The 24,699-nt window shown below is 68.3% G+C and carries 25 protein-coding genes; 10 read left to right on the plus strand and 15 right to left on the minus strand.

The features are described from left to right. Positions 1–87 precede the first annotated feature (87 nt). Positions 88–651 carry a cytochrome b gene (locus IMW82_RS16425; protein ID WP_211005351.1) on the minus strand — a complete coding sequence of 188 codons (564 nt, stop codon included), beginning with the start codon at positions 649–651 and terminating at the stop codon, positions 88–90. Positions 652–867: 216 nt separating this feature from the next. Between IMW82_RS16425 and IMW82_RS16430 the strand changes: the two genes are divergently transcribed. From IMW82_RS16430 to IMW82_RS16470, 8 genes are all read left to right on the plus strand, one after another. Next, complete coding sequence (locus tag IMW82_RS16430) at positions 868–1,632, plus strand: cyclic nucleotide-binding domain-containing protein (RefSeq protein ID WP_108471048.1); 765 nt, start codon at positions 868–870, stop codon at positions 1,630–1,632. A 150-nt stretch (positions 1,633–1,782) separates the two neighbouring features. After that, positions 1,783–2,352 carry a GNAT family N-acetyltransferase gene (locus IMW82_RS16435; protein WP_211005352.1) on the plus strand — a complete coding sequence of 190 codons (570 nt, stop codon included), beginning with the start codon at positions 1,783–1,785 and terminating at the stop codon, positions 2,350–2,352. A gap of 25 nt (positions 2,353–2,377) precedes the next feature. Then, complete coding sequence (locus IMW82_RS16440) at positions 2,378–3,226, plus strand: universal stress protein (RefSeq protein ID WP_211005353.1); 849 nt, start codon at positions 2,378–2,380, stop codon at positions 3,224–3,226. A gap of 393 nt (positions 3,227–3,619) precedes the next feature. After that, a complete protein-coding gene (locus IMW82_RS16450; protein WP_211005354.1) occupies positions 3,620–5,902 on the plus strand; it encodes a nitric-oxide reductase large subunit in 2,283 nt (760 codons plus the stop codon). An 85-nt stretch (positions 5,903–5,987) separates the two neighbouring features. Further along, a complete protein-coding gene (locus IMW82_RS16455) occupies positions 5,988–6,392 on the plus strand; it encodes a SirB2 family protein (protein ID WP_211005355.1) in 405 nt (134 codons plus the stop codon). Next, positions 6,389–8,344: a pyridoxal-dependent decarboxylase gene (locus IMW82_RS16460; protein ID WP_211005356.1), complete on the plus strand. Its 1,956-nt coding sequence runs from the start codon at positions 6,389–6,391 to the stop codon at positions 8,342–8,344. Before IMW82_RS16455 ends, IMW82_RS16460 begins: the two co-directional genes overlap by 4 nt. Before the next feature lie 14 nt (positions 8,345–8,358). Beyond that, a complete protein-coding gene (locus IMW82_RS16465; protein WP_211005357.1) occupies positions 8,359–9,465 on the plus strand; it encodes a PLP-dependent cysteine synthase family protein in 1,107 nt (368 codons plus the stop codon). Further along, complete coding sequence (locus tag IMW82_RS16470) at positions 9,462–10,268, plus strand: prephenate dehydrogenase/arogenate dehydrogenase family protein (RefSeq protein WP_211005358.1); 807 nt, start codon at positions 9,462–9,464, stop codon at positions 10,266–10,268. The genes IMW82_RS16465 and IMW82_RS16470 overlap by 4 nt, the downstream gene beginning before the upstream one ends. 34 nt (positions 10,269–10,302) lie before the next feature. Here IMW82_RS16470 and IMW82_RS16475 read toward each other — a convergent pair whose 3' ends face one another. The 8 genes from IMW82_RS16475 to IMW82_RS16510 all read right to left on the minus strand — a co-directional run bounded on the left by IMW82_RS16475 (position 10,303) and on the right by IMW82_RS16510 (position 18,227). Beyond that, on the minus strand, positions 10,303–10,608 hold the full coding sequence (locus IMW82_RS16475) for a hypothetical protein (protein ID WP_211005359.1): 306 nt from the start codon (positions 10,606–10,608) through the stop codon (positions 10,303–10,305). Positions 10,609–10,622: 14 nt separating this feature from the next. After that, positions 10,623–11,120, minus strand: coding sequence for a DnrO protein (locus tag IMW82_RS16480; protein WP_211005360.1), 498 nt, complete (start codon positions 11,118–11,120; stop codon positions 10,623–10,625). A 112-nt stretch (positions 11,121–11,232) separates the two neighbouring features. Then, positions 11,233–11,700: an OsmC family protein gene (locus IMW82_RS16485; RefSeq protein ID WP_211005361.1), complete on the minus strand. Its 468-nt coding sequence runs from the start codon at positions 11,698–11,700 to the stop codon at positions 11,233–11,235. 2 nt (positions 11,701–11,702) lie between these two features. Then, entirely contained in the window at positions 11,703–14,975 is a 3,273-nt protein-coding gene (locus IMW82_RS16490; RefSeq protein WP_211005362.1) for an efflux RND transporter permease subunit, read from the minus strand. After that, positions 14,972–16,063: an efflux RND transporter periplasmic adaptor subunit gene (locus IMW82_RS16495; RefSeq protein WP_211005363.1), complete on the minus strand. Its 1,092-nt coding sequence runs from the start codon at positions 16,061–16,063 to the stop codon at positions 14,972–14,974. The genes IMW82_RS16490 and IMW82_RS16495 overlap by 4 nt, the downstream gene beginning before the upstream one ends. Before the next feature lie 106 nt (positions 16,064–16,169). Further along, positions 16,170–17,465: an FAD/NAD(P)-binding oxidoreductase gene (locus IMW82_RS16500; RefSeq protein WP_211005364.1), complete on the minus strand. Its 1,296-nt coding sequence runs from the start codon at positions 17,463–17,465 to the stop codon at positions 16,170–16,172. A 143-nt stretch (positions 17,466–17,608) separates the two neighbouring features. Next, positions 17,609–17,992 (minus strand): DUF302 domain-containing protein, encoded by a 384-nt coding sequence (locus IMW82_RS16505; RefSeq protein ID WP_211005365.1) that lies wholly within the window; start codon positions 17,990–17,992, stop codon positions 17,609–17,611. 28 nt (positions 17,993–18,020) lie between these two features. Continuing rightward, complete coding sequence (locus tag IMW82_RS16510) at positions 18,021–18,227, minus strand: DUF2892 domain-containing protein (protein ID WP_211005366.1); 207 nt, start codon at positions 18,225–18,227, stop codon at positions 18,021–18,023. Between the two features lie 198 nt (positions 18,228–18,425). Here IMW82_RS16510 and IMW82_RS16515 point away from each other — a divergent pair, with 198 nt between their 5' ends. Then, positions 18,426–18,779, plus strand: a complete 354-nt coding sequence (locus IMW82_RS16515; protein ID WP_211005388.1) for a metalloregulator ArsR/SmtB family transcription factor — start codon at positions 18,426–18,428, stop codon at positions 18,777–18,779. 68 nt (positions 18,780–18,847) lie between these two features. Next, a complete protein-coding gene (locus IMW82_RS16520; RefSeq protein ID WP_211005367.1) occupies positions 18,848–19,033 on the plus strand; it encodes a hypothetical protein in 186 nt (61 codons plus the stop codon). Positions 19,034–19,043: 10 nt separating this feature from the next. On the opposite strand, the gene IMW82_RS16525 is transcribed toward IMW82_RS16520, so the two are convergent. The 6 genes from IMW82_RS16525 to IMW82_RS16550 form a co-directional block, all read right to left on the minus strand. Next, positions 19,044–19,655 carry an HD domain-containing phosphohydrolase gene (locus IMW82_RS16525; protein WP_211005368.1) on the minus strand — a complete coding sequence of 204 codons (612 nt, stop codon included), beginning with the start codon at positions 19,653–19,655 and terminating at the stop codon, positions 19,044–19,046. A gap of 284 nt (positions 19,656–19,939) precedes the next feature. Beyond that, entirely contained in the window at positions 19,940–20,656 is a 717-nt protein-coding gene (deoD, locus tag IMW82_RS16530) for a purine-nucleoside phosphorylase (protein WP_211005369.1), read from the minus strand. 10 nt (positions 20,657–20,666) lie between these two features. Continuing rightward, positions 20,667–21,875 carry a phosphopentomutase gene (locus IMW82_RS16535; RefSeq protein ID WP_211005370.1) on the minus strand — a complete coding sequence of 403 codons (1,209 nt, stop codon included), beginning with the start codon at positions 21,873–21,875 and terminating at the stop codon, positions 20,667–20,669. Then, on the minus strand, positions 21,872–23,206 hold the full coding sequence (locus tag IMW82_RS16540) for a thymidine phosphorylase (protein WP_211005371.1): 1,335 nt from the start codon (positions 23,204–23,206) through the stop codon (positions 21,872–21,874). The genes IMW82_RS16535 and IMW82_RS16540 overlap by 4 nt, the downstream gene beginning before the upstream one ends. Beyond that, positions 23,203–23,946: a deoxyribose-phosphate aldolase gene (deoC, locus tag IMW82_RS16545; protein WP_211005372.1), complete on the minus strand. Its 744-nt coding sequence runs from the start codon at positions 23,944–23,946 to the stop codon at positions 23,203–23,205. The genes IMW82_RS16540 and deoC overlap by 4 nt, the downstream gene beginning before the upstream one ends. A gap of 75 nt (positions 23,947–24,021) precedes the next feature. Beyond that, positions 24,022–24,681: a hemolysin III family protein gene (locus IMW82_RS16550; protein ID WP_211005373.1), complete on the minus strand. Its 660-nt coding sequence runs from the start codon at positions 24,679–24,681 to the stop codon at positions 24,022–24,024. Positions 24,682–24,699 lie beyond the last annotated feature (18 nt).

The following is a 24,699-nucleotide window of genomic DNA, read 5'->3' on the forward strand; positions in this document are numbered from 1 at the left end:
CGGCGGCCTTTTGCATGGGCTAATGCGTCCGCCGTCTGTCGCCGCTCCTGCAGCGGCCGCTGGCGCCAGCGGCATCGACGAACGGTGTCACGACATGCGCCCACCACGCCGCGGCAACATGCGCAGCAAGGTGTTGTCCCGGTTCACGTAGTGGTGCACCAGCGCAGCCGCCGCGTGCAGGCCGACCAGGTAGTAGCCGATCGTGCCGATGGTCTCGTGGATCTCTTCCAGCGAGTCGGCGAGCGCCTTGTCTGCCCCCATCAGCGCCGGCAATGACAGGCCGAAGAACGGCACCGGCTTGCCCTTGGCGCTGAGCACCAGCCAGCCGAGCAGCGGCATCACGATCAGGAAGGCGTACAGCGCCAGGTGCATCAGCGCGGCCAGGCGCTCCTGCCACACCGGCGGCGCCGGCCGGATCGGTGGCGTCGCCCCCGCTGCGAAGCGGATCGCCAGCCGCACGAAGACCAGTGCGAACACGCCCAGGCCAAGCATGAAGTGCCAGGTCTTCAGGCCCTCGCGCAGATCGCTGCCACGCGGGTAGAAGCCGCGCAATTCGATGCAGGCATAGACGGCGACCAGCAACAGCAGCATCAGCCAGTGCATGCCGATCGACAGCGAGCTGTAACGGTCCTTGGTGTTTTTCCAGTTCATGGCGATCTCTGCAAGTGGAATGTGGGACGGCCCCGGTCCAACCGCCACCGCACGTGGACCCGGCCGTGCCGACAGCCTGCGGCGAAAGGCCCATGCGCCACTTGACCACGGTCAAATACGCACAGAATTGACGCCTTGCCATGCTAAGGTGCGGCCATCTGCCCCGGCTGCCTAAGGGGCCCGCGAAAGCCCGTTTCAAGCCCTGTGAGGACGTCGATGGCCCCCGCAGCCACCGTGCTTGACCTGAACCTGCTGCGACGCAGCTGCTCAACCTGCGCCCTGAGCGAATTGTGCCTGCCCGCCGGCATCGGCAACAACGACCTGGAGCAGCTGGACACGGCGGTCCGCGACAAGCGTACGCTGGACCGCGGCGGCGTGCTGTACCGCGATGGCGATCCGTTCGATGCGCTCTACGTGGTGCGTTCCGGTTCGCTGAAGACCTTCGTGCTGGACGATACCGGCGACGTGCAGATCCTCGGCTTCCACCTGCCCGGCGAAATCATCGGTTTCGACGCGCTGGCTTCGAACCGGCACGTCAGCCAGGCCGAGGCACTGGAACGCAGCAGCATCTGCGAGCTGCCCTATGACCGGTTGCAACAGGTCACCAGCGAGGTACCCGCGCTGCACCGGCAACTGATGCGGGTGATCAGCCGCGAAGTGATCGAGGAACATCGCCACCTGGTGATGATGGGCAAGCAACAGGCGCAGGAGCAGCTGGCGATCTTCCTGAAGGGCCTGGCCGACCGCTACCAGCGCCTGCAGCGCGATGGCACCGCCCTCACCCTGTCGATGTCGCGCTACGACATCGCCAACTACCTCGGCCTGGTGGTCGAAACGGTCAGCCGGCTGTTCTCGCGCCTGGAGGAAATGGGCGTGCTCGAGGTCAACCGCAAATCCGTGCACATCCGTCGCCCCGACCTGCTCGCCGAACTCTGCCGCAGCAATGCCACGGCGTCGTCGAAGCAGCGCGACGCCGGCTGAACCCGCCGCCGCGTTCATCCCGGATTGACCAGGGTCAATTCGAGCCACGGCCAGCCGGCGTAAAACTTGATCCTGCAAGGAGCCATGCCGCGATGGTCACCCGTCCCGGCGTGGGAATCGATCACGATTCACCCGCCGCGGGAACAGCTCATGTCCAATGTCCACCACACCCCCGTCACCACCCCCGTCACGCCGTTCGGCGCCATCGAGGGCACACACTGGATCGAGACCCTGAATGACGGCAGCCCGGTGCTGATCCGCCCGCTGCGCCCGGAGGATCGCCAGCGCGAAACGGACTTCATCAACCGGATGTCGGAGCAGGCCTGCCGCTTCCGCTTCCTGGGCAACCTGAAGGAAGCAAGCCCGGCCCTGCTCGACCAGCTGATGAACGTCGACTACCAGGACCGGATGGCTTTCGTGGCGCTCGCCCACGACAACGGCGAATTGCGCGAAGTCGGGGTCAGCCGCTACAGCGCGAGCGGCGACGAAAAGCAATGCGAATGCGCGGTGACGGTGGCCGACGACTGGCGCCATCGCGGCCTTGCCGTGCTGCTGATGAGGCGCCTGATCGACATCGCACGCAAGAACGGATTCCGCACGATGTTCTCGATCGACGCCGCCGAAAACGAGCCGATGCGCGAACTGGCCGGCTACCTGGGCTTCCGCCGCCGGCTCGACCCGGATGACGCCACCCAGGTCATCCATGCACTCGATCTTTGATCGCCACCGAATCGGCAACCCCGCCATGACCAGCACCGAACAGACACCGCGCGTGACGCGCCCGGGCGACATCCTCGCGCTGGCAACCTCGACCGACCCATGGAGCCCCGCTGTCATCGCCGGCGTCGCCATCGCCTCGCGCTGGGGCAGCAACCTGACCGGCTGCTACATCGACCCCGCGTTGCGGAAGCTCATCGACACCGAAGCCGGGGCCGAGCCCACCGTGCTCGGCCTGCTGCTCGAACCACAAAGCGGATTCGCCGACAATCACGCTGCCTTCGAGTCCCTCGCGCGCCAGTCCGGCGTACGCAACGCCGACTGGATCGTCGCCCGGACCGGCATCGCCCATAGCTTGCGCTGGCTCGGCGCGCGGCACGACCTGGCGGTGATCGAGCGCGACATGGTGCAGGCATCCGGCCTGCTCGACATCCTCGGCGAGGCGATCCTGTCCTGCCGCCTGCCCTGCCTGATCCTGCCTCCGCGCTGGAACCGGGAAATCCGCTTCGAACGCATCGTGATCGGCTGCAATGGCAGCCTCGAGGCGATCCGCGCGATCCATTCAGCCCTGCCATTCCTCAAGGTCGCCCAGCAGGTCACCCTGGTCGATGGCGATGTGCGCGACGGTGACGAACAACGTCCGCGTTTCGACCCGTTCGTCTACCTGCTGCGCCATGGCATCACGGCCAGGCCCAGCTACATCCGCTCCTCCTCCGCGATGGCCGGCGAAATCCTGCTGAAGGAAGTCGAAAGCATCGACGCGGACCTGCTGGTGATGGGTGCCTATGGCCGTTCGCGCATGCGCGAACGCGTGTTCGGCGGCGCCACCCGGCACGTGCTGGAAGAAGCCACCGTGCCGGTGCTGATGCAGCACTAGACCCGTACGCCCGCACTGTCAGCGTCTGACGGATTCCACTGCTGGGGCGCCATGCCGGCGGCGGGATCGGGCCACGCCAGCAGCACCAGCACGTTCTCCATCAGCCAGCCCTGGCGCTAGTGCGGCGCGATGCCGGGAGCCATTGCGGCGACCAGGAACACCGCCAGCAGCAGCAACGGAAATCGCACCCCTTCCGGTCCGGGTCGATCGTTCATGCCTGCCCGCACTCCCCTCATGCGCAACGCGCCATGCCGATCATGCCATGGCGACCATGCGCATCCGGCGGCGGCCGCGACAATTTGCGCGACGCGAGGTGGTGACCGTTTGACCTGCATCAAGATCGCCACGCCCTGCCTCGCCGAGCATGCGCGCACTTTTTAGGGAGAAGCACTGATGAGTACCACCCGAAAACTCTGGCTCGGACTGGCGGCGTTGCTCGTCGCGTCCTTCGCCGTCCTGCTGTGGGTCGGCAAGGAGGTCCACCAGCAGGCACCGCCGCTGCCCACCGCCGTCGTCACCGCAGACGGCCAGACGCTGTACACCAAGGCCGACATGGAAGAAGGCCGCCAGGTGTGGCAGAGCATCGGCGGCCAGCAACTGGGCTCCATCTGGGGCCACGGCGCGCTACTGGCGCCGGATTGGAGCGCCGACTGGCTGCACCGCGAAAGCATGGCGATGCTTGAGCTGCTTTCCCGCGACGCCGGCCTGGGTCCCTACGACTCGCTGACGGCGCAGCAGCAGGCACCGCTGAAGGCACGCGTGCAGGAAGAACTGCGTACCAACACCTGGGACGCGGCCAGCAACACCATCACCGTCTCGGCGCTGCGCGCGCACGCGATGGAAGCCGTCGCGGCGCATTACATGAGCCTGTTCGGCAACGACCCGGCCACGCACAAGCTGCGCGAAGGCTATGCCATGCGCGAGAACACCGTGGCCGAGATGGAACATCGGCGCGAGGTCACCGCCTTCTTCTGGTGGACCAGCTGGGCCGCCGCCACGCAGCGCCCGAACGAGGCGATGAGCTACACGCAGAACTGGCCATACGAACCGCTGGCCGGCAACACGCCGACCTCGACCAGCTTCCTGTGGTCGGTCTTCAGCATCCTGTTCATGATCTTCGGCATCGGCCTGCTCGGCTGGCATCACGCCCGCCAGGTCAGTCACGAACCGCTGCCGGTCGTTCCGGCGCGCGATCCGCTGACCGAGTTCAAGGCCACGCCGTCGATGAAGGCCACCGGCAAGTATTTCTGGACCGTGCTGGGGCTGTTCCTGGCGCAGATCCTGCTGGGCGCCACCACCGCGCACTACCAGGTGGAAGGCCAGCAGGCCTACGGTTTCGCACTGGCCAACTACCTGCCATACAGCCTCACCCGCACCTGGCATACCGAACTGGCGGTGCTGTGGATCGCCACCGCATGGCTGGCCACCGGCCTGTACATCGCACCGCTGATCTCCGGCCATGAACCGAAATTCCAGCGGCTCGGGGTGAACTTCCTGTGGGTCTGCCTGCTGGTGATCGTGGTCGGCTCCTTCGCCGGCCAGTGGTTCGCGGTGATGGACAAGATGGGCCTGAAGTACAACTTCTGGTTCGGCCACCAGGGTTGGGAATACACCGACCTCGGCCGCTTCTGGCAGATCTTCCTGTTCATCGGCCTGATGCTGTGGCTGTTCCTGGTCGGCCGCGCGCTGTGGCCGGCGATGGACCGCAACAAGGAAGGCGCCTCGATCGTGGGCCTGCTGTTCCTGTCCACCGTGGCGATCGGCCTGCTCTACGGCGCCGGCCTGATGTGGGGCGAACACACCCACATCGCGATGGTCGAGTACTGGCGCTGGTGGGTGGTGCACCTGTGGGTGGAAGGCTTCTTCGAAGTGTTCGCCACCGCGGTGATCAGCTACCTGTTCGTGCGCCTGGGTCTGCTGCGGGTGACCACGGCCACCACCAACGTGCTGTTCGCCACCATCGTGTTCATGGCCGGCGGCGTGCTGGGCACCCTGCACCACCTGTACTTCAGCGGCACCACCACGGCGGTGATCGCCCTCGGCGCCAGCTTCTCGGCACTGGAAGTGGTACCGCTGGCCTTGATCGGCCTGGAGGCCTACGACACCTGGAAGAAGCAGCACGAGGCACCGTGGATGGTGCGTTACCGCTGGCCGATCATGTTCTTCGTGGCGGTGAGCTTCTGGAACCTGGTCGGCGCGGGCCTGCTCGGCTTCCTCGTCAACACGCCGATCGCGCTGTACTACATGCAGGGCCTGAACCTCACCGCCACGCACGGCCACACCGCGCTGTTCGGCGTGTACGGCATGCTCGGTCTGGGCCTGATGCTGTTCTGCCTGCGCGGCATCAGGCCGGACGCCGAGTGGCGCGAAGGCTGGCTGAAGAGCTCGTTCTGGCTGCTCAACATCGGCTTGTCGCTGATGGCCGCGCTGACCCTTCTGCCGCTGGGCATCCTGCAGCTGAAGGCGGTACTCGACCACGGTTACTGGTTCGCCCGTTCGGCCGAGTTCATGGACCGCCCGCTGATCCACATGCTGGTGTGGATGCGCGTTCCGGGCGACACCCTGTTCGCCATCGGCGCGCTGCTGATCTCCGTGTTCGTCGCGGCCCTGTGGCTGGCGCCGAAACGCCGTACGGCCAGCCTGCCGCTGCCGCAGGGGCAAACCGAGGGCGCATGACAAACCGCTGACATGACCCACGTCAGGGCGCGCCGCAAGGCGCGCCCTGATGCTTGCAGCATCGCGGAAACGTTACGGAAATCCGGTGTTCGAGTTCTATCCCCAAATCAAGTGGGTACACATCGCCTGCGTGCTGGCCAGCGGTTCGCTGTTCGCACTGCGCGGCCTGCTGGTGCAGGCCGGCCATGCCGGAGCCGCGCAGTGGATGCCGGTGCGCTGGCTCAGCTACGCGATCGACACCACCCTGCTCACTGCCGCGCTGATGCTGCTGAGCATCCTGCCCGGCGCGCTGTTCGCCAACGGCTGGCTCACCATCAAGCTGGTGCTGCTGGTGCTCTACGTGGTGCTTGCCACGCTGGCGCTGAAACGGGCTCGCACGCCGCGTGCGCGAACCGGCTTTTTCATCGCGGCGCTGGTCACCTATCTCTACATGCTTGGAGTGGCGCGCATGCATCACCCACTGGGCTGGCTGCACGGGTGGCTGGCATGAGCGCCGCACAACCCTTCGACAACGGCGAGCCACGCGACCACACGCTGGACGCCTGCTTCCTTGGCCCCTACGGCGAGAACGACACGCTGCTGGAAAAGATGATGGTCGAGTTCCTGCGCGACCACGTGTACTGGCGGCGCAACTTCCACCCGGAGGACCCACCGGCGATCGCCACCGCCGCCGCGTATCATCCGGACTACCTCGCCTTCGAATCGCGCATGCGCCGCGAGCTGCACCAGCTCTCCGCCGCACTGAAGAAGTCGGTGCCGTTCCACAGCCCGCGCTACATCGGCCACATGGCCTCGGACCTGCTGCTGCCGGGACTGGCCGCGCAGATGCTCACGCTGCCGTACAACCCCAACAACGTCAGCGAGGATGCCGCACCGGTCACGGTCGACATGGAAGTGCAGGCCGGCCTGCAGCTGGCGCGCATGCTCGGCTATCCGCACGACCCGGCGCAGGACGCCTGCGCGTTCGGCCACCTCACCTCCGGCGGCACCCTGGCCAACTACCAGGCGCTGCGCCTGGCCCTGGCGCTGAAGGCGTTCCCGGTCGCGCTGCGTGCGGCGCAGGTGCCGGAACTGGCCCTGCCGGCGGACGACTGGAGCGCATTCAACCTGACCCAGGCTGACGGCATCGCCCTGCTGACGGCGTGGCAGTCCTGGCTGGCGGCGCAGACGCCGGCCGAGCGTTCGCGCTGGCTGCAGCGCGTCGAACGCGAGCGCGTCGAACAGCGCGGCCTGGCCGGCTTCTTCGCTGCGCACCCGAGCCTGAAGGTGCCCCTGGTGCTGGCACCAATCACGGCGCACTACTCGTGGAGCAAGGGTGTGAAGCTGCTCGGCCTAGGCCGCGACCAGCTGGAGCTGTTGCCTACCGAAGGCATGCGGCTGGACCCCGCCGCCTTGTGCATCACGCTGGAACGCTGCGCACGCGAGCACCAGCCAGTGCTGATGTGCGTGGCCGTACTCGGCGGCACCGAGTACGGCACCATCGACCCGATCGATCAGGTGCTCGCCGCCCGCGAGGCGTCGCGCGGGCGCGGACTGGATTTCGCGGTACACGTCGACGCCGCCTGGGGCGGCTATCTGGCCACCCTGTTCCGCAACGAGGATGGCTCGCTGCGCCCGCGCAACGAGGTCGCCGGCGACTACGTGCAATTCCCCACGCCAGCCGTGCATGCCGCGTTCGCCGCAGTGGGCGCGACCGACTCGGTCACCGTCGACCCGCACAAGCTTGGTTACCTGCCCTACGGCAGCGGCGCCTTCATCTGCCGTGACCATCGCGCGATGGCCTTGCTGGCCGAACGTGCCGACTATGTCTTCCATGGCGGCACGCCGAAGGATTATCTGGCGCGCTACCGCAGTCTGGGCCAGTTCATTCCGGAAGGCTCCAAGTCCGGGGCCGCGGCAGCGGCGGTCTACGTCACCCACAAGGTGCTGCCGCTGGACCACGCCCACTTTGGCCGGCTGCCGCGCGCCACCGTGCGCGCGACCGAGATCTTCCACGCGCGCGCGCAGCGTTTCGCGCTGGAACTGGCCGGCTGCGTCCACGCACTGGTGCCGTTCGCGCCGGACAGCAACCTGGTCTGCCTCGCGCTCAACCCGCACGGCAACGCCTCGGTGGCGACGGCGAACGCGTTCGTGCGCGCGCTGCACGACGAACTGCGCTGCGATCCGCAGCATCCGCTGCAGCTGAAGGAGTTCTTCGGCTCGGTGACCAGCCTGCGCCCGGAGATGCTGGGCCCGGCGCAGACCGCACGCATCTTCGGCGCGCTGGGCCTGGACCCGGCCAGCCTCGACGCCGGCGACGACCGCCTGCTGATCCTGCGCCACACGCTGATGAACCCCTACCTGATCGACCACGAGAACGGCATCAGCTACATCGACCGCTACTTCGACTTCCTCGGCCGGCGCGTGCGCGCCCTGCACGCCGCCGCCGATTCCCACCCATGATCACGGAGCCTCCGATGGACAGCGTCCTGCGACTGGCCAACCCGCAACGCGAAAGCGATCGCCGCTGGGTGCACACCGCGCTGGCGAAGCTGGCGCAGGAAGCGGCGCGTTCGGCCGACACCCACCTGCTCAAGCTGAACTTCCCCGGCTTCCACGGCATCGACTTCTACTTCAAGGACGAAGCCGCGCATCCCAGCGGCAGCCTGGAGCATCGCCTGGCCCGTTCGCTGTTCCTGTACGCGCTGTGCAACGGCCGGCTGCGCGGCGGGCAGACCGTGGTGGACGCTTCCTCCGGCAGCACGGCGATCTCCGAGGCGTGGTTCGCGCGCCTGCTCGGCCTGCCGTTCATCGCGGTGATGCCGGCCTGCACTGCGCCGGGCAAGATCCGCGACGTGCAGGCGCTGGGCGGTGAGTGCGACCTGGTCGACGATCCCGCGCAGGTGCACGCGCGTGCCGCCGAACACGCCGCCCGGGGTGCCTGCCACCTCGACCAGTTCGGCCTGGCCGAGCGCGCCACCGACTGGCGCGGCAACAACAACATCGCCGAGTCGATCATCGGCCAGCTCGCACTGGAAGCCGAGCCCGAACCGGCCTGGATCGTCTGCGGCGCCGGCACCGGCGGCACCTCGGCCACCATCGGCCGCTACCTGCGCTATCGCCGGCTGCACACGCAACTGTGCGTGGCCGAGCCGAGCGGCAGCGGCTTCGTGCACGGCTGGCGCAGCCGCGACACGCAGGCGGTCGCCAGCCAGCCCACCCTGATCGAAGGCATCGGCCGGCCGCGGGTCGAACCGGGCTTCATCTTCGACGTGGTCGACCGGGTGATCGAGGTACCCGACGCCGCCTCGATCGCCGCCGCCTGGCTGCTGGAGGAACTCATCGGCCATCGCTACGGCGGCTCGTCCGGCACCAACCTGGTCGCCTGCCTGCAACTGGCTGCCTCGATGCGCGCCCGCGGCGAGCGCGGCAGCATCGTCAGCCTGCTGTGCGATCGCGGCGAACGCTACGCGCAGACGCTGTTCGATCCCGACTGGCTGGCCGCCCACGACATCGACCTCGCGCCGTGGACGGCCGCGCTGCGCACCAGCCTGGCCAGCGGCCGCTCACCGCTCACGGCATGAATGCCGCCAAGCCACGCGAACCCGCGCCACCCGCCACGACGTTCGCCGTGCTCGGCTACGGCCGCTTCGGCCAGGCCTTCGCCGACTTGCTGGTGCAGGCAGGCCATCCCGTGCGCGTGTGGGATCCGCACGCGGATGTCCCCGCTGCGCTGGCCGCCGCGTCGATGCCGGCCGCGGTCGACGGCGCAGCGTGGATCGTGTTGGCGATGCCGGTGCCGCACATGCGCGCGGCCCTGCTCGCACTGCGCCCGCTGCTGCACGCCGGGCAGACCGTGATCGACGTGGGCAGCGTCAAGATGCATCCCTGCGCGACGATGGACGAACTGCTTGGCGCGGCCATCCCGCACGTCGGCACGCATCCGCTATTCGGCCCACTCAGCCTGGCCCGCGGCGAACGCCCGCGGCGCGTGGTGATCTGCCCCGCCGCGGGTCACCCGCAGGCCGCCGCGCACGTCGGCGCGCTGTTCCGCGCACTCGACTGCGAAGTCATCGAGCAGGATCCGGAGGCCCACGACCGCGCCATGGCGATGACCCATGCGCTGGCGTTCTTCGTCGCCAAGGGATTGCTCGACATCGGCGTGGACGACGGCCTGGCGCTGGCGCCGCCCTCGTTCCAGGGCATGCAGCACATGCTGGCGGCGGTACGCGGCGACGCCGGCCACCTGTTCGCCGCGATTCAGCGCGAGAACCCGTTCGCCGCCGAGGCGCGCGCACAGCTGCTGGCCGAACTTGAGCGAGTGCACCGGCAGCTGCTGGCCGACGCGGATGGCGACAGCCTGGCGATCCCCGCTCCACCCGCATGAGCTTCCGCGAGCTGCGCGGTTTCCGGGCGCCGCCTCACTCGTGCAGGGATGATTCCGGCACGCTCGCCAGCACCGCCAGCGCGTCGCGCAGCTCGGCCTGCAAGGCCAGCCACGAGCGCTCCCATTGACCTTCATGCGGCGTGGCCAGGGCAAAGCGCTGCAGCATCGCGCGGGCCTGCGCAAGCTGTGCGTGCAGCGCGGCGATTTCCGCCAGTGCGCGTTCGTGCACCTCCTTGCCGACCATCAGGATCCTGCGGTCGCGGCACACGCCGATGCACGGCTGCGGCGCCTCGATCTTGCCGCAGCCGATGCATTGCCAGGCCTGGATCCAGTCAGTCACGTACCGGAGCCCGTTCAGGGTTCGTCGTGCATCTCGTGCGTGGCCGGGGCCGGCTGGTCCCAGCCGGGGTCGTTGAAGTACTGCGGATAGTGCGCGATCGCCGCGCGCATGTCGGCCACCACCGAAACCTTCTTCGGGTCGGCCTTCAGCGTCTGCGCCGCGCTCATCAGCGGTACCAGGATGCCGTGCAGGGCAGCATCGGGCTCGGCCGACAGCTTGCAGTTGGCGAACATGTAGGTCACGGCGTCTTCCACCTCGGTGGCGCGATCGACCGCCATCGGCGCGCTCATGTGGCCCATCTCGTAGTGACGCAACGCGTCCACCGCGGCATGCGCGCGGCGCATGCCATCGCTCAACGGTGCGTCGGGTGTCCAACGCTGTGCCGGTGCCACTGCGGCGGATGTGGCGGCGGGTGCAGCATGGCTTTCGTGCGAGTGCTGCGGCGATGCCTGCGCCGCCACCGCCAGGCCAAGGCCACATGCCAGCGCAAGAACGGTATTCACGGATTTCATGCGGGATACTCCAGCAGGCGGCACGGGTGCCGCGGATGGAAGGAGGTTAGCGCGCAGGCGCGTGGACGCGACTGACCCACGTCAACATCGCGGCAGACGTCCCGAGCGGCATTCAGCCAGGCCCGGACACATGCAGCACGGCACCCGTTGCGTCACGGACGCTGACGTCCACCGCGACACCTTGCCGCACGCTTTCGGTCACCACGCAGAAGTTCTCGAACTGCTGCAGCAGGCGCTCGATCTGCGCATAGTCGGCGGCAACCTCCGGCAGCTCGATCGCCACCGCGATGTGCGCGACACGAAGCCGCTTCTGTTCGTTGCGCTCCAGTGTCGCCTTCGCCCGGCTGACGATGCGGCCCGGTGTGTTCTTGTACTTGCGCAGTGAGAACAGCAGGCTGGCGCTGAGGCAGTTGGCCACCGCCGCGACCAGCATGCGCGACGGGTTGGGGCCGGTGTCGCCACCCAGCGGCGCCGACTCGTCGGTGTGCAGCGCTGGTATCGCCGTGTCGTCGAATTCGATGCGGAAGACGTAATCCGACTCCTGGGTCAGGGTCAGCGTGAATTCCTGGGTGTCGCTCATGTTCAAGCTCCTTCGATGGCGGGTGTTCCAGCGGCCGGATGGCGTTGCAGCCACACGTAGTACAGCAGCGGGATCACCAGCAGGGTCAGCGCGGTCGAGACCAGGATGCCGAAGATCAACGACACCGCCAGGCCCTGGAAGATCGGGTCGTCGATGATGAAGAAGCCGCCGATCATCGCCGCCAGCCCGGTCAGCACGATCGGTTTGGCGCGCACCGCCGCCGCGTCGATCACCGCCTCGCGCAGCGGCCGCCCGGCGGCCAGCGCGTGGTTGATGAAGTCGATCAGCAGGATCGAGTTGCGCACGATGATGCCGGCCAGCGCGATCATGCCGATCATCGAGGTGGCGGTGTACTGCACGCCGAGCAGGGCGTGCCCTGGCATCACGCCGATCACGGTCAGCGGAATCGGCGCCATGATGATTAGCGGCACCACGTAGCTCCTGAACTGGCCGACCACCAGCAGGTAGATCAGCAGCAGGCCGACCGAATAGGCCAGCCCCATGTCGCGGAACGTCTCGAAGGTGATCTGCCACTCACCGTCCCACTTCACCGCGGCGCGGGTGGTGTCGGTGGGCTGCGCGGTGAAATGCTGCTGCAGCAGCTGGCCGTCCAGCCGTTCGTGGCCGAGTTCGCCGACCAGCGAGAACATGCCGTACAGCGGGCTGTCGGTGGCGCCGGCATCGTCGCCGGTGACCGTGGCATAGGGCAGCAGATCCTTGTGGTAAATCGCCTTGTCACGATCTGCCGGCTGCACGCCGACCACCTCGGACAGCGGCACCAGCACACCGCTGCGTGCACGCACGCGCAGCGCCAGCAGTTGCCCCATCGCTGCCTGGTCGCCGGCATTCAGGCGCAGGCGGATCGGCACCGCGTATTTCGCGTGGCCGTCCATCAGGTAGGTGGCGTCGTCGCCGGACAGTGCCGTGCGCAATACCTGCGCGATGGCCGCCTGGTCCAGCCCCAGCCGCGCGGCGCGTGCGCGATCGACCACCAGCACCTCGCGTGGCGCGTCCGCCTCCACGCTGGTGTCGACATCCACGATGTCAGGGTTGGCCCTGAATTTCCGTGCCAGTTCCAGCGCCATGCGGCGCACGCCGGCGTAGTCGGGACCGTAGACCTCGGCCACGATCGGCGCCAGCACCGGCGGCCCGGGCGGCACCTCAACCACTTTCACCGACGCGCCGTAGCGCGCACCGATCTTCGCCAGCGCCGGCCGCACGGCCAGCGCAATGGCATGGCTCTGGCGCGAACGCTCGTGCTTGTCGACCAGGTTCACCTGCAGGTCGCCCACGATCGGGCCACTGCGCAGGTAATACTGGCGCACCAGGCCGTTGAAGGTGATCGGCGCGGCGGTGCCGGCGTAGCCCTGCCAGTTCATCACCTCGGGCACCTTCGCTACCGCCTGCGCCAGCTCGCCGAGCAGGCGGTTGGTGCGCTCCAGCGTGCTGCCCTCGGGCATGTCCACCACGATCTGGAACTCGGACTTGTTGTCGAACGGCAGCATCTTCAGCACCACCGCCTTGACCACCACCAGCCCCACCGCGGCCAGCACCAGCACGCCCATCGCGGCAAACAGCAGGTGGCGCCGGCGCGGCGCGCGGTCGCCGTCGAGGAACGGCAGCATCAGGCGACGAAAGACGCGGTGCAGGCGGCTGCCGTTCGCGGCGTCGCCTTCTGCGGTACCGCGGTCCGCCGGCGCGGTATCGGCGTGCCGGTGGCGGCCAAGCAGTTTCAGCGCCAGCCACGGCGTCACCACCAGCGCGACCGCCAGCGACAGCAGCATGCCGGCCGAGGCGTTGATCGGGATCGGCCGCATGTACGGCCCCATCAGGCCGGACACGAACGCCATCGGCAGCAGCGCGGCGATCACCGTGAAGGTAGCCAGGATGGTCGGCCCGCCGACCTCGCTGACCGCCGCGGGAATCGCCTCGCGCAGCGAGCGTCCGCCCCGAGCCGTCTCCGATCCGGCCATGTGCCGGTGGATGTTTTCCACCACCACGATCGCGTCGTCGACCAGGATGCCGATCGAGAAGATCAGCGCGAACAGCGAGACGCGGTTGATGGTGAAGCCCATCGCCCACGAGGCGAACAGGGTCAGCGCCAGGGTGATGATCACCGCGCTGCCGACCACGATCGCCTCGCGCCAGCCCATCGTCAGCAACACCAGCAGCACCACTGAGAAGGTGGCGAAGATCAGCTTGTGGATCAGCTTGTCCGCCTTGTCGGTGGCGGTCCGGCCATAGTCGCGGGTCACCGCGACGTGCATCCCGGCAGGGATCGCCACGCCTTCGAGCGCGTGCAGGCGCGTGGCGATCGCATCGGTGATGTCGGCCGCGTTGGTGCCAGGCTTCTTCGCCACGGCAAGGGTCACCGCCGGGGCGTTGCCGCTGGCGGGACCGGCCTTGCCGGCGGGCGCGCCGAACCAGACATAGCGGCTGGGCAGGTCGGCACCCTGACGGACCGTGGCCACGTCGGAGAGGAATACCGGCTGGCCGTTCTTCAGGCCGATCACCAGCTGCGCCACGTCCGCCGCGTCGGCGAGGAAGCGTCCGGCGGTCACCGGCACCTCGCGGTTGTCCGTCACGCGGTCGCCGGCCTGGGTGACCACGTTGGCCGCGCGCAAGGCATTCGCCAGGTCGCCGACCGCCATGCCATAGGCAGCCAGTTTCGCCGCATCCAGGTCCACCACCACCGCACGCTCGGGCGCGCCGATGGTATAGACGTCGCGCGTGCCGGGCACGCGCTTCAATTCGGTCTCCAGCGTGTGCGCCACCTCGGCCAGTTGCACCGGCCCCTGCGCCGGGTCATCGCTCCACAGCGTGAGCGCCATCACCGGCACGTCGTCGATGCCCATCGGCCGCACCAGTGGCTGGCCCACGCCCAGGTTGGGCGGCACGAAGCCCTGGTTCTGGAACACCTGGTTGTACAGCCGCACGATCGCGGCCTGCCGCGGCACGCCGACCTGGAACTCCACCGTCATCACCGCCATGCCGGGCCGGCTCACCGAGTAGACGTGCTTGACGCCCTCCAGCTCGGCCAGCTTCTGCTCCAGCGGAAACGCCACCAGGTTCTCCACGTCGCGCACGTCGGCGCCGGGGAACGGCACCATCACGTTGGCCATGGTCACGTCGATCTGCGGCTCTTCCTCGCGCGGCGTGATCATCACCGCGACCAGGCCCAGCAGCAGCGCCGCGATCGCCAGGATCGGGGTCAGCGGCGAAGTCTGGAAGGCGTGCGCGATGCGGCCGGAGAAGCCCAGCCGTGATTCGCTCATGGCGCCGCTCCTGCACGGTGATCGGCCGTCAGCCAGCGCGCGGCGGCGGCCGGGTCGGTGGCGATCCGCTCGCCGTCATCGAGCCCGGCCAGTACCTCGACCTTGTCCGCGATACGATGGCCGATGCGCAGCTGGCGCAGGGCCACGCCGTGCTCGTCCAGCACGTACACGCCGACCAGCTCGCCACGTTGCACCAGCGCACTGGCCGGCAGCAGCAGGCGCTTCACCTCGCCGGTGGCGAAGGCGACCTTCACCGTCATGCCCGGGTACAGGCCGCTATCGCCCGCGGGCAACTGCAGCCGCACGGTGAAGGTGTGCGTGTCCGGATCGGCATACGGAAACACCTTGACGCTGCTGGCGGCCACCCGGCGCGCACCGTCGTCGCCGGGCAGCACATCGGCCGCATGGAAACGGCGGATGGCATCGACCGCGCTCTGCGGCACCTGCACGCTGACCCGCAGCTCGTCCAGCGACTGCAGCGCGATCAACGGCTGCGGCGACGGCGGACCGGCCTGCACCGCCTCGCCCACCTGCACGTAGCGCCGGGTGATGATGCCCGCATAGGGCGCGCGCAGCACCGTGTAGTCCAGCGCCTGGCCCACCTGCTCGGACTGGGCCCGGGCCGACGCCAGTGCCGCCTGCGCCGCGTCGCGCTGGGCGCGTTGTTGATCCATCTGCGTGGCGGAGACGAAACCCTTCGCGTAGACCGCCTTGATCCGCTCGTACGTCGCGGCAGCTTCCCGGTAGGTCGCCTCGGCCGCGGCGACCTGCGCCTGCGCCGCGCTGCGCGCCGACTTCTGCTCGACATCGGTGAAGCGCACCAGCACGTCGCCCCTGGCCACGACATCGTTGACGTCATGCGGCAGCTCGATCACCCGCGCATTGGTCTGCGCGGTGATGGTGGCCTGGTTCACCGCCTCCACCACGCCATCCCAGACCTGTTCGTCGCGCGCCGCCTGCGCGTGCACGACCAGGCCAGCCAATGCCGGCGACGCAACCTTCGTAGCGGCCGGCGGATTCCGGTTGCCGCAACCGGCCAGCGCAACGACAACAAGCGACATGGCGACATGGCGCAGGACAGACTTCATGGCAACGGACTCTCGACAGTGGATCGGGAAACGACACGAACGGGTTGCCGGCGGGCAGACCCGGCAGGCCCGGGCAACCGCCCGGGCAATGACCCTGCGGCATGCATCATTGACGGCCGGGCTGCGTCCCGGGCTTGAGCCGCTCGATGCCGATGGCCTTCATCACGTACTTCTCGTACACCGGCTCGGTGTTGCCCGAGCGGATCTTGCGCATGTAGTACTTCTCGAACGCGACCTTGGCCAGGTGCACCCACTTGCCCTCCTTCGCCCAGGTGACGTTGCGCGGCGGGATTTGCGGAATGGCCACGAACGCCGCGCCGCTGTCGCCCATGTCCGCCAGGCACACCGCGTTCCAGGTCGCCTCGGCGATGGCAGGGGTGCCGTCGATGGCGGCCTTGATGTTGGCGGTCAGCGCGCTGACCATCGACTCGATCATGAAGCCGGTCTTCGGCGCCCCGGTCGGCACTGCTGTCGCTTCCACCGGCGGGATCGCCACGCACACGCCGGCGGAAAAGATGTTCGGAAATGCCGGATTGCGCTGGTGCTTGTCGATCAGCACGAACCCGCGCGGATTGACCAGGCCCTCGACGCTCCGTACCGCGGCCACGCCGGTGAACGCGGGGATCACCATCGAGTAGACAAATGGCAGCGCATGGGTCTGCAGCACCTGGCCGCGCGCGTCATGCTCGCTGACATGCATCAGGCCGGGCTCGACCTGGTCGATGCGTGCGTTGGTGACCCACTTGATATGGCGCTGGCGCAGTTCCTTCTCCAGCAGCCCCCTGGAATCGCCGACGCCGCCCAGGCCCATGTGGCCGATGTACGGCTCCGGCGTCACGAAGGTCATCGGCACGCGGTCGCGCAGCTTGCGCCGGCGCAGGTCGGTGTCCAGGATCATCGCGAACTCATAGGCAGGGCCGAAACAGCTCGCACCCTGGGCGGCGCCAATCACCACCGGGCCGGGCGCTTTCAGGAAATCCTGGTACGCGTGCCAGGCTGTCGTCGCATGCGGCGTGGTGCAGACCGATTGCGTGTAGCCGTCGAGCGGCCCCAGCCCGGGGATCTCGTCGAAGGCCAGCCGGGGACCGGTGGCGATGACCAGGTAGTCGTACTTCAGCTCGCGGCCATCCTGCAGCAGCACGCGGTTTTCCGCCGGATGGACCGCGCTGGCCGGCGAATCGACGAACGCGATATCGTGCCGGCCCAACGCCGACGCGGCGTCGATCTGCACGTCGGCCGGCTCGCGCCAGCCGATGCCGACCCAGGGGTTGGATGGCGTGAACGAGAACTGACGCCCCTCGCCGACCACCGTGACCCGGTGAGCGGTGCCCAGCGCAGCCTTGATTTCGTAGGCGGCGCTCATGCCACCCAGACCCGCACCGATGATGACGACGTCGCACATGGCAGACTCCTGCTCAAGGGTTGCTGACAGCGTGCGCTGCCAGGAACGAAACGGACTTGAGTTCGATCAAGTCAGCAGTAAATGGCTGGTTGCCGGCAAGCCAGGGTCGCACCGACATCATCGGTAAGCTGCGCCAACATCGATTACCTGGCCTCGTCGATGATCCGCGTGACCACCTGCTCCACCTCGTTGGCCGTCGCCACCAGGGCAGGGTCGGTCGAGAGCATCCCCAGCATCGGCACCGGCCGGATCATGCCGATCCAGGTCTTGCCGGCATCCGTGTAGACCGAGACGCGGCACGGCAGCGCCATGTTCAGCCGCATGTCCGTCGCCAGTACGCTGGCCGCCTGGCGCGGATTGCACACTTCGAACACCTTGCACTCGCGCTCGAAGGCGACGCCCTTGCTGCGCAGGGTGGCGCCCAGGTCGTGCACGTGCAGCACGCCGAAGCCATGGCGCACGACGGACTCGGCCAGGTCGGCCGCGGCCTGTTCCGGTGTCTTCGCTGTTTCAACGATGTAATACACGGTTCACCTCGATCGGACGGGACGGCGTTCAGGACGGAAATGCGCAACCGGGCCTCAGCCCCAGCTTGCGCAGCAGCATCGCCAGCGGGCAGAAGCCGGTGAACGAGGACTGCAGCAGGTTGGCGCCTACGAACACCGACAGCCAGATCCAGCCGGGCGCCACGAAATGCGCCAGCGCGATACCGACCAGCACGACCGTGCCGGCAAAACCCAGAACCATGCGATCGACGTTCATGGCGAACTCCTGAAGTGAGTGGAACCTTGTGTGCAACCGGCCGGCATGGACCGGGCGGTAGACTGAGAATTCATCTAATCTAAATTAGATTTATCTTAATTAGATCTTTGTGGTAAAGTCAACCCCATGAAACAGACAGCCGCACCCTCCCGGAAGCATCCGAAGTTGAACATCCTTGCCGATGCGGATCTCGACCTCATGCAGTCGCGCGCCGAAGAAGCGTCGCAGCTGCTCAAGACCCTGGGCAACGCGCAACGGCTGCGCGTGCTGTGCCTGCTGCTGGACGGCGAGATGTCGGTGGGCCAGATCAACGAGCAGTTGCCCGAGCTCAGCCAGTCGGCGCTGTCCCAGCACCTGGGCCGGCTGCGCGACGAGCATCTGGTCAGCACCCGGCGCGAGGCGCAGACGGTGTGGTACACCCTGCCGCCGGGCCCGGTGCAGGCCATCATCGCCACGCTGTACGGGATCTACTGCGCAGTCGACGCCGACTTGCGCGGCGCCAAGCGCCGGCGCACGCAGCCGGCGTCCGCTCGCACGCGCCGCACCGGCTGACAACCACGGGGGCCGATGCAGTCCACGCGGGCTTCCGCGACCAGGCCGACGTCCACACCTTTCCCGGGTTGAACTCCAGCAACGACGAACTGCGCGAGGCGACGCACGCCGAGCGGCACGAGATGCCCGAGCTTGAGGCGATCATGTTCGGTCGGTTGCTGCTGGCCTGGTCCGCGCGTTGCTTCACCCCGCACCCTGGACGTAACCAATACCGGCACGGCGAGCCGGGCATGCAGGTACCGAAAATCGCGTGATTCGCCTGTGCTAGTCGTGCACGCCCGGCGGATCGAACCAGTTCCTGTCGTGTGCCAGGAACGCATCGAGGATCTGCGGATCGTGCTTGGTGCCCCGTTCGCTGGCCAGGATGGCTACCGTGGATTCGTGCGACTGGGCGGCATGGTAGGCGCGACGATTGCGTATCGCATCGTAGCTGTCCACCACGGACAGCACCCGCGACGGCAGCGGAATGGCCCCTCCGCGCAGGCCATCCGGATAGCCGACGCCATCGTAGTGCTCGTGATGGTGGCGCACAGCCAGCGCGATCTCGTCGCCAAAGGGCAACTCCGGATCCATCCGTATGATGTGCTCACCGTGAAGGCTATGGCCCTTCATGATTTCCCACTCGGCGTCGTTCAGCGCCCCGCGCTTGTGCAGGATCGCATCGGGGACGCCGATCTTCCCCACATCATGAAACCGGGCCGCCACATCCAGAATCAGCCGTTCTTCGTCGGCCAGGCCAATATCCCTCGCGAGCGCCAGGGCCAGCCAACCGACCCGCCCGCAATGGGTCGACGTGTGAATGTCACGCCGCTCCAGCGCAGCGTCCAGCACCGGCTCCACGCGCGAGAACCACGCTTCCATGTATTCGTCGCTCACGATCGCCTCCGCTGCTGTCGCAGTGCCATGCCGCCGACGTCGGCGCCCGGCAGCACGCGTCCACCGAAATCTTATCGCGTCAGCACTCCGCGGCATACCCGGCCAGCGGCAGGTACCGACGCCGCTGCAGGCTGTGGTCGGTGCACGCAATAGCTACCAGCACGACGGGCCGGGCATGCGGCCGGAGCGTGCGGCTCCGGTCGGCGTGACCTGATCGACCCGCTCTGACTAACCAGCCTTGATCAACCTGTTCTGATCAACCTGTTCTGTTCGTCCTGCCCTGATCACCCGGCCGGGGCCGGCAGCAGGCTGTCGAGTACCAGCGCGGTCATCCGCGACAGGCCCTGCTCGCGCTGCATGGCCGGCATGTGTGTGCCGCGTTGCACGTGGTCGCTGACGGTCAGTACCGACAGTGCCTGGAAGCCCTCGCGCATGGCCACGCCGTAGAGGCCGGCCGATTCCATCTCGATGCCGTGGATGCGGTGCTGCTGCAGCCGCGCGGCCAGCTCCGGGTCGCCGCCATGGAAGCAGTCGGTGCTGAACACGCCGCCGACGCGCAGGCCGATCGCCTGTGCCGCAGCGGTGTCGACCACCGCGCGCATCAGGTCGAAATCGGCGCAGGCAGCCAGGTCATGGCCACCGAAGTGCAGGCGGTTGAAGTTCGAATCGGTCGACGCCACCTGCGCCAGCAGCAAGTCGCCCAGTTCGATATCGCCCACGCCGCCGCAGGTACCGACCCGCACGATCCGGCGCACACCGAACACGCGAGCCAGCTCGATCGCATAGATCGCGCAGGAGGGAATGCCCATGCCGCTGCCCATCACCGACACGCGCATGCCGCGATAGAAGCCGGTGTAGCCGAGCATGTTGCGGCGCGTGTTCACTTCGCGCCCGTCATCGAGAAATTCGTGGGCCATGTGTCGCGCGCGCAGCGGATCGCCAGGCAGCAACACGGTGTCGGCGATCATGTCCGGGGCGGCGTCGAGATGGGGTGTGCTCATGCGATGGCAGTCATGCAGAGGGGAGAAAGCTGTGACCGGCCGCCAGCGGCGGCAGTCCCAGATGGACGGCCACGCTCTGGCCGATGTCGGCGAAGCTGTCGCGCCGGCCCAGCGCCTGCGGCGCCAGCCCCGGGCCGGATATCAGCACCGGCACGCATTCACGGGTGTGGTCACTGCCCGGCCAGGTCGGGTCGCAGCCGTGGTCCGCGCTGATCGCCAGCAGATCGCCCGGGCGCAGCGCATGCAGCAGTTCCGGCAACCGCGCATCCAGCGCCTCGAGCGCGGCAGCGTAACCGAACACGTCGCGCCGGTGGCCATACACCATGTCGAAATCGACGAAGTTGGTCGCGATCAGGCTGCTTTCGCCAGCCTGCGCCATGGCAGCCAACGTGGCGTCGAACAGCTCGTCGTGACCGTGCGCCTCAATACAGCGCGACACGCCACGGTGGGCAAAGATGTCGCCGATCTTGCCGATCGCGACCACCTCGCCTCCGGCGGCCAGCAGCGCGTCGAACAACGTCGGCGCCGGTGGCGGCAGGGCATAGTCGCGCCGATGCGGGCTGCGACTGAAACCGAATTCGGCCGTGCCGGTGAATGGCCGCGCGATCACCCGGCCGATGTTGTAGTCGGCGAGCAGCCGGCGCGCCAGCTCACACAGGCGGTACAGGCGATCGCGGCCGAACGCCTGCTCGTGTGCGGCGATCTGGAACACCGAATCGGCCGAGGTGTAGACGATCGGACGACCGCTGCGCAGATGCTCCGCGCCGAGCCGCTGGATGATCTCGGTGCCGGAGGCATGGCAGTCGCCGAGCACGCCGGGCAGTCCTCCCTGTGTCACCAGCGCCTGCAGCAAGACGGGCGGAAACGTATGCTCCGCCCGCGCGAACACGCCGAACGGTTCGCTCAGCACCACGCCGGCGGTTTCCCAGTGGCCGGACGGCGTGTCCTTGCCGCAGGCGCGCTCCACCGCGTAACCCCACAGGCCCGCAGGCGCGGGTAATTTCCCGAAGCCCGGCGCCGGCTGCCCATGCGCCGCGGCATGTGTCTGCGGCAGGCCCAGCGTGGTGAAATTTGGCAGGCGCAACGGGCCGCGTGGTGCGGCGGCGCAGGCGGCGGCGATATGGCCGAAGGTATCGGCACCCGCGTCGCCGTAATCCGCGGCATCAGGGGCCGCGCCCACGCCCAGTGAATCGAGTACAAGCCAGATCGCGCGGTTCATGCCATCTGCTCCATCGGCGCGTGCCATTGCCACAGCGGTGCGCAAGGCGGGGCTTCCGGCGCGATACGGAAGGCCTGACGCACGCTCGCCTCGGCCTTGTCCGCCGCAGGCACCGTGCGCGCGTGGATGATCGCCAGCGGCTGGCCAGCATCGACGAGGTCGCCCCGCCCAACCACCTCGGCCAGGCCCACGGCATGATCGATGGCCTGGCCCAGATGCGTGCGTCCACCGCCCAGATCCACCACCACCTGCCCCAGCGCCCGCACGTCGACCGCGGCGACATGGCCCGATGCAGATGCCGGTACCACGCGCTGGACCAGTGCGCTCTCCAGATACGCATCCGGCCGCTCCAGCAGATCGGTCGGACCGCCCAGCGCGGACACCATCCGCGCAAAGCGCTCCGCGGCAGCGCCCGAGGACAGTGCGGCGCGCACGCGCCGCCCGGCATCGGCACGGTCACGGCTCAGGCCGCCCATGCACAACAGCTCGGCAGCCAGTTCGAGGGTCAGTGCACGCAACCGCGGGTTGTCGCCACGATCGCGCAGCAGGTCCAGCACGGCGCGCAGCTCCAGCGCATTGCCTGCCTCGCGGCCAAGCAGCTGGTCCATGTCGCTGAACACCACGCGCACGTCCAGGCTGGTACCCCGCGCCGTCGCCAGCATGCGTTCGGCCAGATCGCGCGCTGCCGCCACACCCGGCAACTGCGCGCCATTGCCGATCTTGATGTCGAGCACCAGCGCCTGCGCGCCGCCGGCCAGTTTCTTGGACAGGATCGAGGCCACCATCAACTCGGCCACGTCCACCGTCGCGGTGACGTCGCGCACCGCATATAACCGGCGGTCGGCCGGCACCAGCTCGTCGCCCTGACCGACGATGGCGCAGCCCACGCCTTCGACGACCTGGCGCAAGCGCGCCATGCCCGGATGAACGTCGTAGCCGGCCACGCTTTCCAGCTTGTCCAGGGTGCCGCCGGTATGCCCCAGGCCACGGCCGGAAATCATCGGCACATAACCGCCGCACGCCGCCAGCAGCGGCGCCAGCAGCAGGCTCACGCCATCGCCGACGCCGCCGGTGGAGTGCTTGTCCAGCGTCGGTCCGGGCAGATCATCCCAGCGCAGGCAATGGCCGGAATCGCGCAGCGCCAGGGTGAACTGGCGACACTCCGGCGTACTCATGCCGCGCCACGCCACGGCCATCGCGAATGCCGCGATCTGGCCTTCGCTCCAGGAACCGTCGCCGATGCCCTGCGCCACCGCACGCAGCGCGCTGGCATCGAGTTCGCCGCCGTCGCGCTTGCAGCGGATCAGGCCGGCGGCATGCTGCGCGTTCACCACGCTGCCGCGACCAGCTCGCCGAACAGCGCGCTGGCACCGATGCGGAAATACGCCGGGTCGGCCCAGCCCGCGCCGAGCCGCGCCTCGGCCAGTTCCAGATAGGCGGCCGCATCGGCCAGCGTGCGGATGCCGCCGGCCGCCTTGAAGCCGCAGCGCCCGCCTGCTTCGGCGATCGCGTCGAGCATCACCGCCGCGGCCGCAAGGGTCGCGTTGACCGACACCTTGCCGGTGGAGGTCTTGAGGAAATCCACGCCGGCCTCGAGCCCGAGCGCGCACGCCTGGCGAATGCGTTCGGTGCTGCCCAGCTCGCCGCTCTCGATGATCAGCTTGAGCACGATGCCGTCGCTGCAGACCGCGCGAGCGGCACGCACTACCGCGCCGGCGGTGGCCGCATCGCCAGCCAGCAGCGCGCGGTACGGCAGCACCAGGTCGATCTCGTCGGCACCGGCCGCCAGCGCCCGCTGCGTTTCGCGCTCGACCCGCGCCGGGTCGCCGCCGCCATCGGGGAAATTCACCACCGTCGCCAGCCTGATCGCGCTGCCCTGCAGTTGGCGCCGTGCGCCGGCCACGTGCTCCGGGTAGACGCACAGCGCCGCGGGCGGCACCGGCGCGGCCAGCGCGGCTGCGCACAGCGCGTCGATCTGCGCCGGCGTGTCGTTCTCGCCCAGGCTGGTCAGGTCAAGCAGGGACAGCAGACGCGTCGCCAGGGCGCGTGGACTGCGGATGTCGTCGGGCACGGGTTACTCCACGGATCGTCGGCGATGCAGCCTAGGCCACGCAGACGGGAGCTTCCTTGACCTGCGGCAAGTCGATCAGAACGCGTAGAGCAGCACGGCGAAGAAGTGGCAGGTGGTGCCGGCCAGCACGAACAGGTGCCAGATGAAATGGCTGTAGCGCAGCTTCTCGTCCAGCACAAAGAACACCACGCCCAAGCTGTAAGCCAGCCCGCCGGCGGCCAGCCAGACCAGCCCGCCGGCTTCCATGCGCACCCACAGCGGGTGGATCGCGATCACGCCCACCCAGCCCATGGCCAGGTACAGCGCGGTGGAAACGTGCGGGAAGCGCATCCCGCCCAGCGCCTTGAACAGCATGCCGGCCAGGGCCAGGCCCCAGACCAGGCCAAACAGCCCCCAGCCCCAGCCACCGCGCAACACGCCCAGCGTGATCGGCGTATAGGTTCCGGCGATCAGCAGGTAGATCGCCGCGTGGTCGAGCGCGCGCAGGATCGCCTTGGCCTTCGGATGTGCCATCGCGTGGTACAGCGTGGAGGCCAGGTACAGCAGCACCGCGCTGCCGCCGAAACTGAGCGCGCCGGCCATCGCGTAGCCGCTGTCGAGGTGGTCGGCCCGCACCACCAGCACCGGCAAGCCGGCAATGGCCAGCAGCAGGCCCAGCCCGTGGCTGAGGCTGTTGGCCAGTTCCTCGCGCCAGCTCTGCGGCCGGCCGATCGTGGCGGTGCGGGTCGGTGACATGCCGGTGGCTTCTCTGTG

Source organism: Rhodanobacter sp. B2A1Ga4 (assembly GCF_018101315.1).
GTDB lineage: Bacteria > Pseudomonadota > Gammaproteobacteria > Xanthomonadales > Rhodanobacteraceae > Rhodanobacter > Rhodanobacter thiooxydans_A.

What these genes read in the sequence shown, in the direction of transcription:
- IMW82_RS16490 (WP_211005362.1), bottom strand. Translation starts at nt 14,975, where the DNA reads ATGAGCGAATCACGGCTGGGCTTCTCCGGCCGCATCGCGCACGCCTTC.
- IMW82_RS16460 (WP_211005356.1), top strand. Translation starts at nt 6,389, where the DNA reads ATGAGCGCCGCACAACCCTTCGACAACGGCGAGCCACGCGACCACACG.
- IMW82_RS16435 (WP_211005352.1), top strand. Translation starts at nt 1,783, where the DNA reads ATGTCCAATGTCCACCACACCCCCGTCACCACCCCCGTCACGCCGTTC.
- IMW82_RS16470 (WP_211005358.1), top strand. Translation starts at nt 9,462, where the DNA reads ATGAATGCCGCCAAGCCACGCGAACCCGCGCCACCCGCCACGACGTTC.
- IMW82_RS16465 (WP_211005357.1), top strand. Translation starts at nt 8,359, where the DNA reads ATGGACAGCGTCCTGCGACTGGCCAACCCGCAACGCGAAAGCGATCGC.
- IMW82_RS16485 (WP_211005361.1), bottom strand. Translation starts at nt 11,700, where the DNA reads ATGAGCGACACCCAGGAATTCACGCTGACCCTGACCCAGGAGTCGGAT.
- IMW82_RS16440 (WP_211005353.1), top strand. Translation starts at nt 2,378, where the DNA reads ATGACCAGCACCGAACAGACACCGCGCGTGACGCGCCCGGGCGACATC.
- IMW82_RS16550 (WP_211005373.1), bottom strand. Translation starts at nt 24,681, where the DNA reads ATGTCACCGACCCGCACCGCCACGATCGGCCGGCCGCAGAGCTGGCGC.
- deoD (WP_211005369.1), bottom strand. Translation starts at nt 20,656, where the DNA reads ATGAGCACACCCCATCTCGACGCCGCCCCGGACATGATCGCCGACACC.
- IMW82_RS16495 (WP_211005363.1), bottom strand. Translation starts at nt 16,063, where the DNA reads ATGAAGTCTGTCCTGCGCCATGTCGCCATGTCGCTTGTTGTCGTTGCG.
- IMW82_RS16510 (WP_211005366.1), bottom strand. Translation starts at nt 18,227, where the DNA reads ATGAACGTCGATCGCATGGTTCTGGGTTTTGCCGGCACGGTCGTGCTG.
- IMW82_RS16515 (WP_211005388.1), top strand. Translation starts at nt 18,426, where the DNA reads ATGCAGTCGCGCGCCGAAGAAGCGTCGCAGCTGCTCAAGACCCTGGGC.
- IMW82_RS16425 (WP_211005351.1), bottom strand. Translation starts at nt 651, where the DNA reads ATGAACTGGAAAAACACCAAGGACCGTTACAGCTCGCTGTCGATCGGC.
- IMW82_RS16430 (WP_108471048.1), top strand. Translation starts at nt 868, where the DNA reads ATGGCCCCCGCAGCCACCGTGCTTGACCTGAACCTGCTGCGACGCAGC.
- IMW82_RS16500 (WP_211005364.1), bottom strand. Translation starts at nt 17,465, where the DNA reads ATGTGCGACGTCGTCATCATCGGTGCGGGTCTGGGTGGCATGAGCGCC.
- IMW82_RS16480 (WP_211005360.1), bottom strand. Translation starts at nt 11,120, where the DNA reads ATGAAATCCGTGAATACCGTTCTTGCGCTGGCATGTGGCCTTGGCCTG.
- IMW82_RS16535 (WP_211005370.1), bottom strand. Translation starts at nt 21,875, where the DNA reads ATGAACCGCGCGATCTGGCTTGTACTCGATTCACTGGGCGTGGGCGCG.
- IMW82_RS16450 (WP_211005354.1), top strand. Translation starts at nt 3,620, where the DNA reads ATGAGTACCACCCGAAAACTCTGGCTCGGACTGGCGGCGTTGCTCGTC.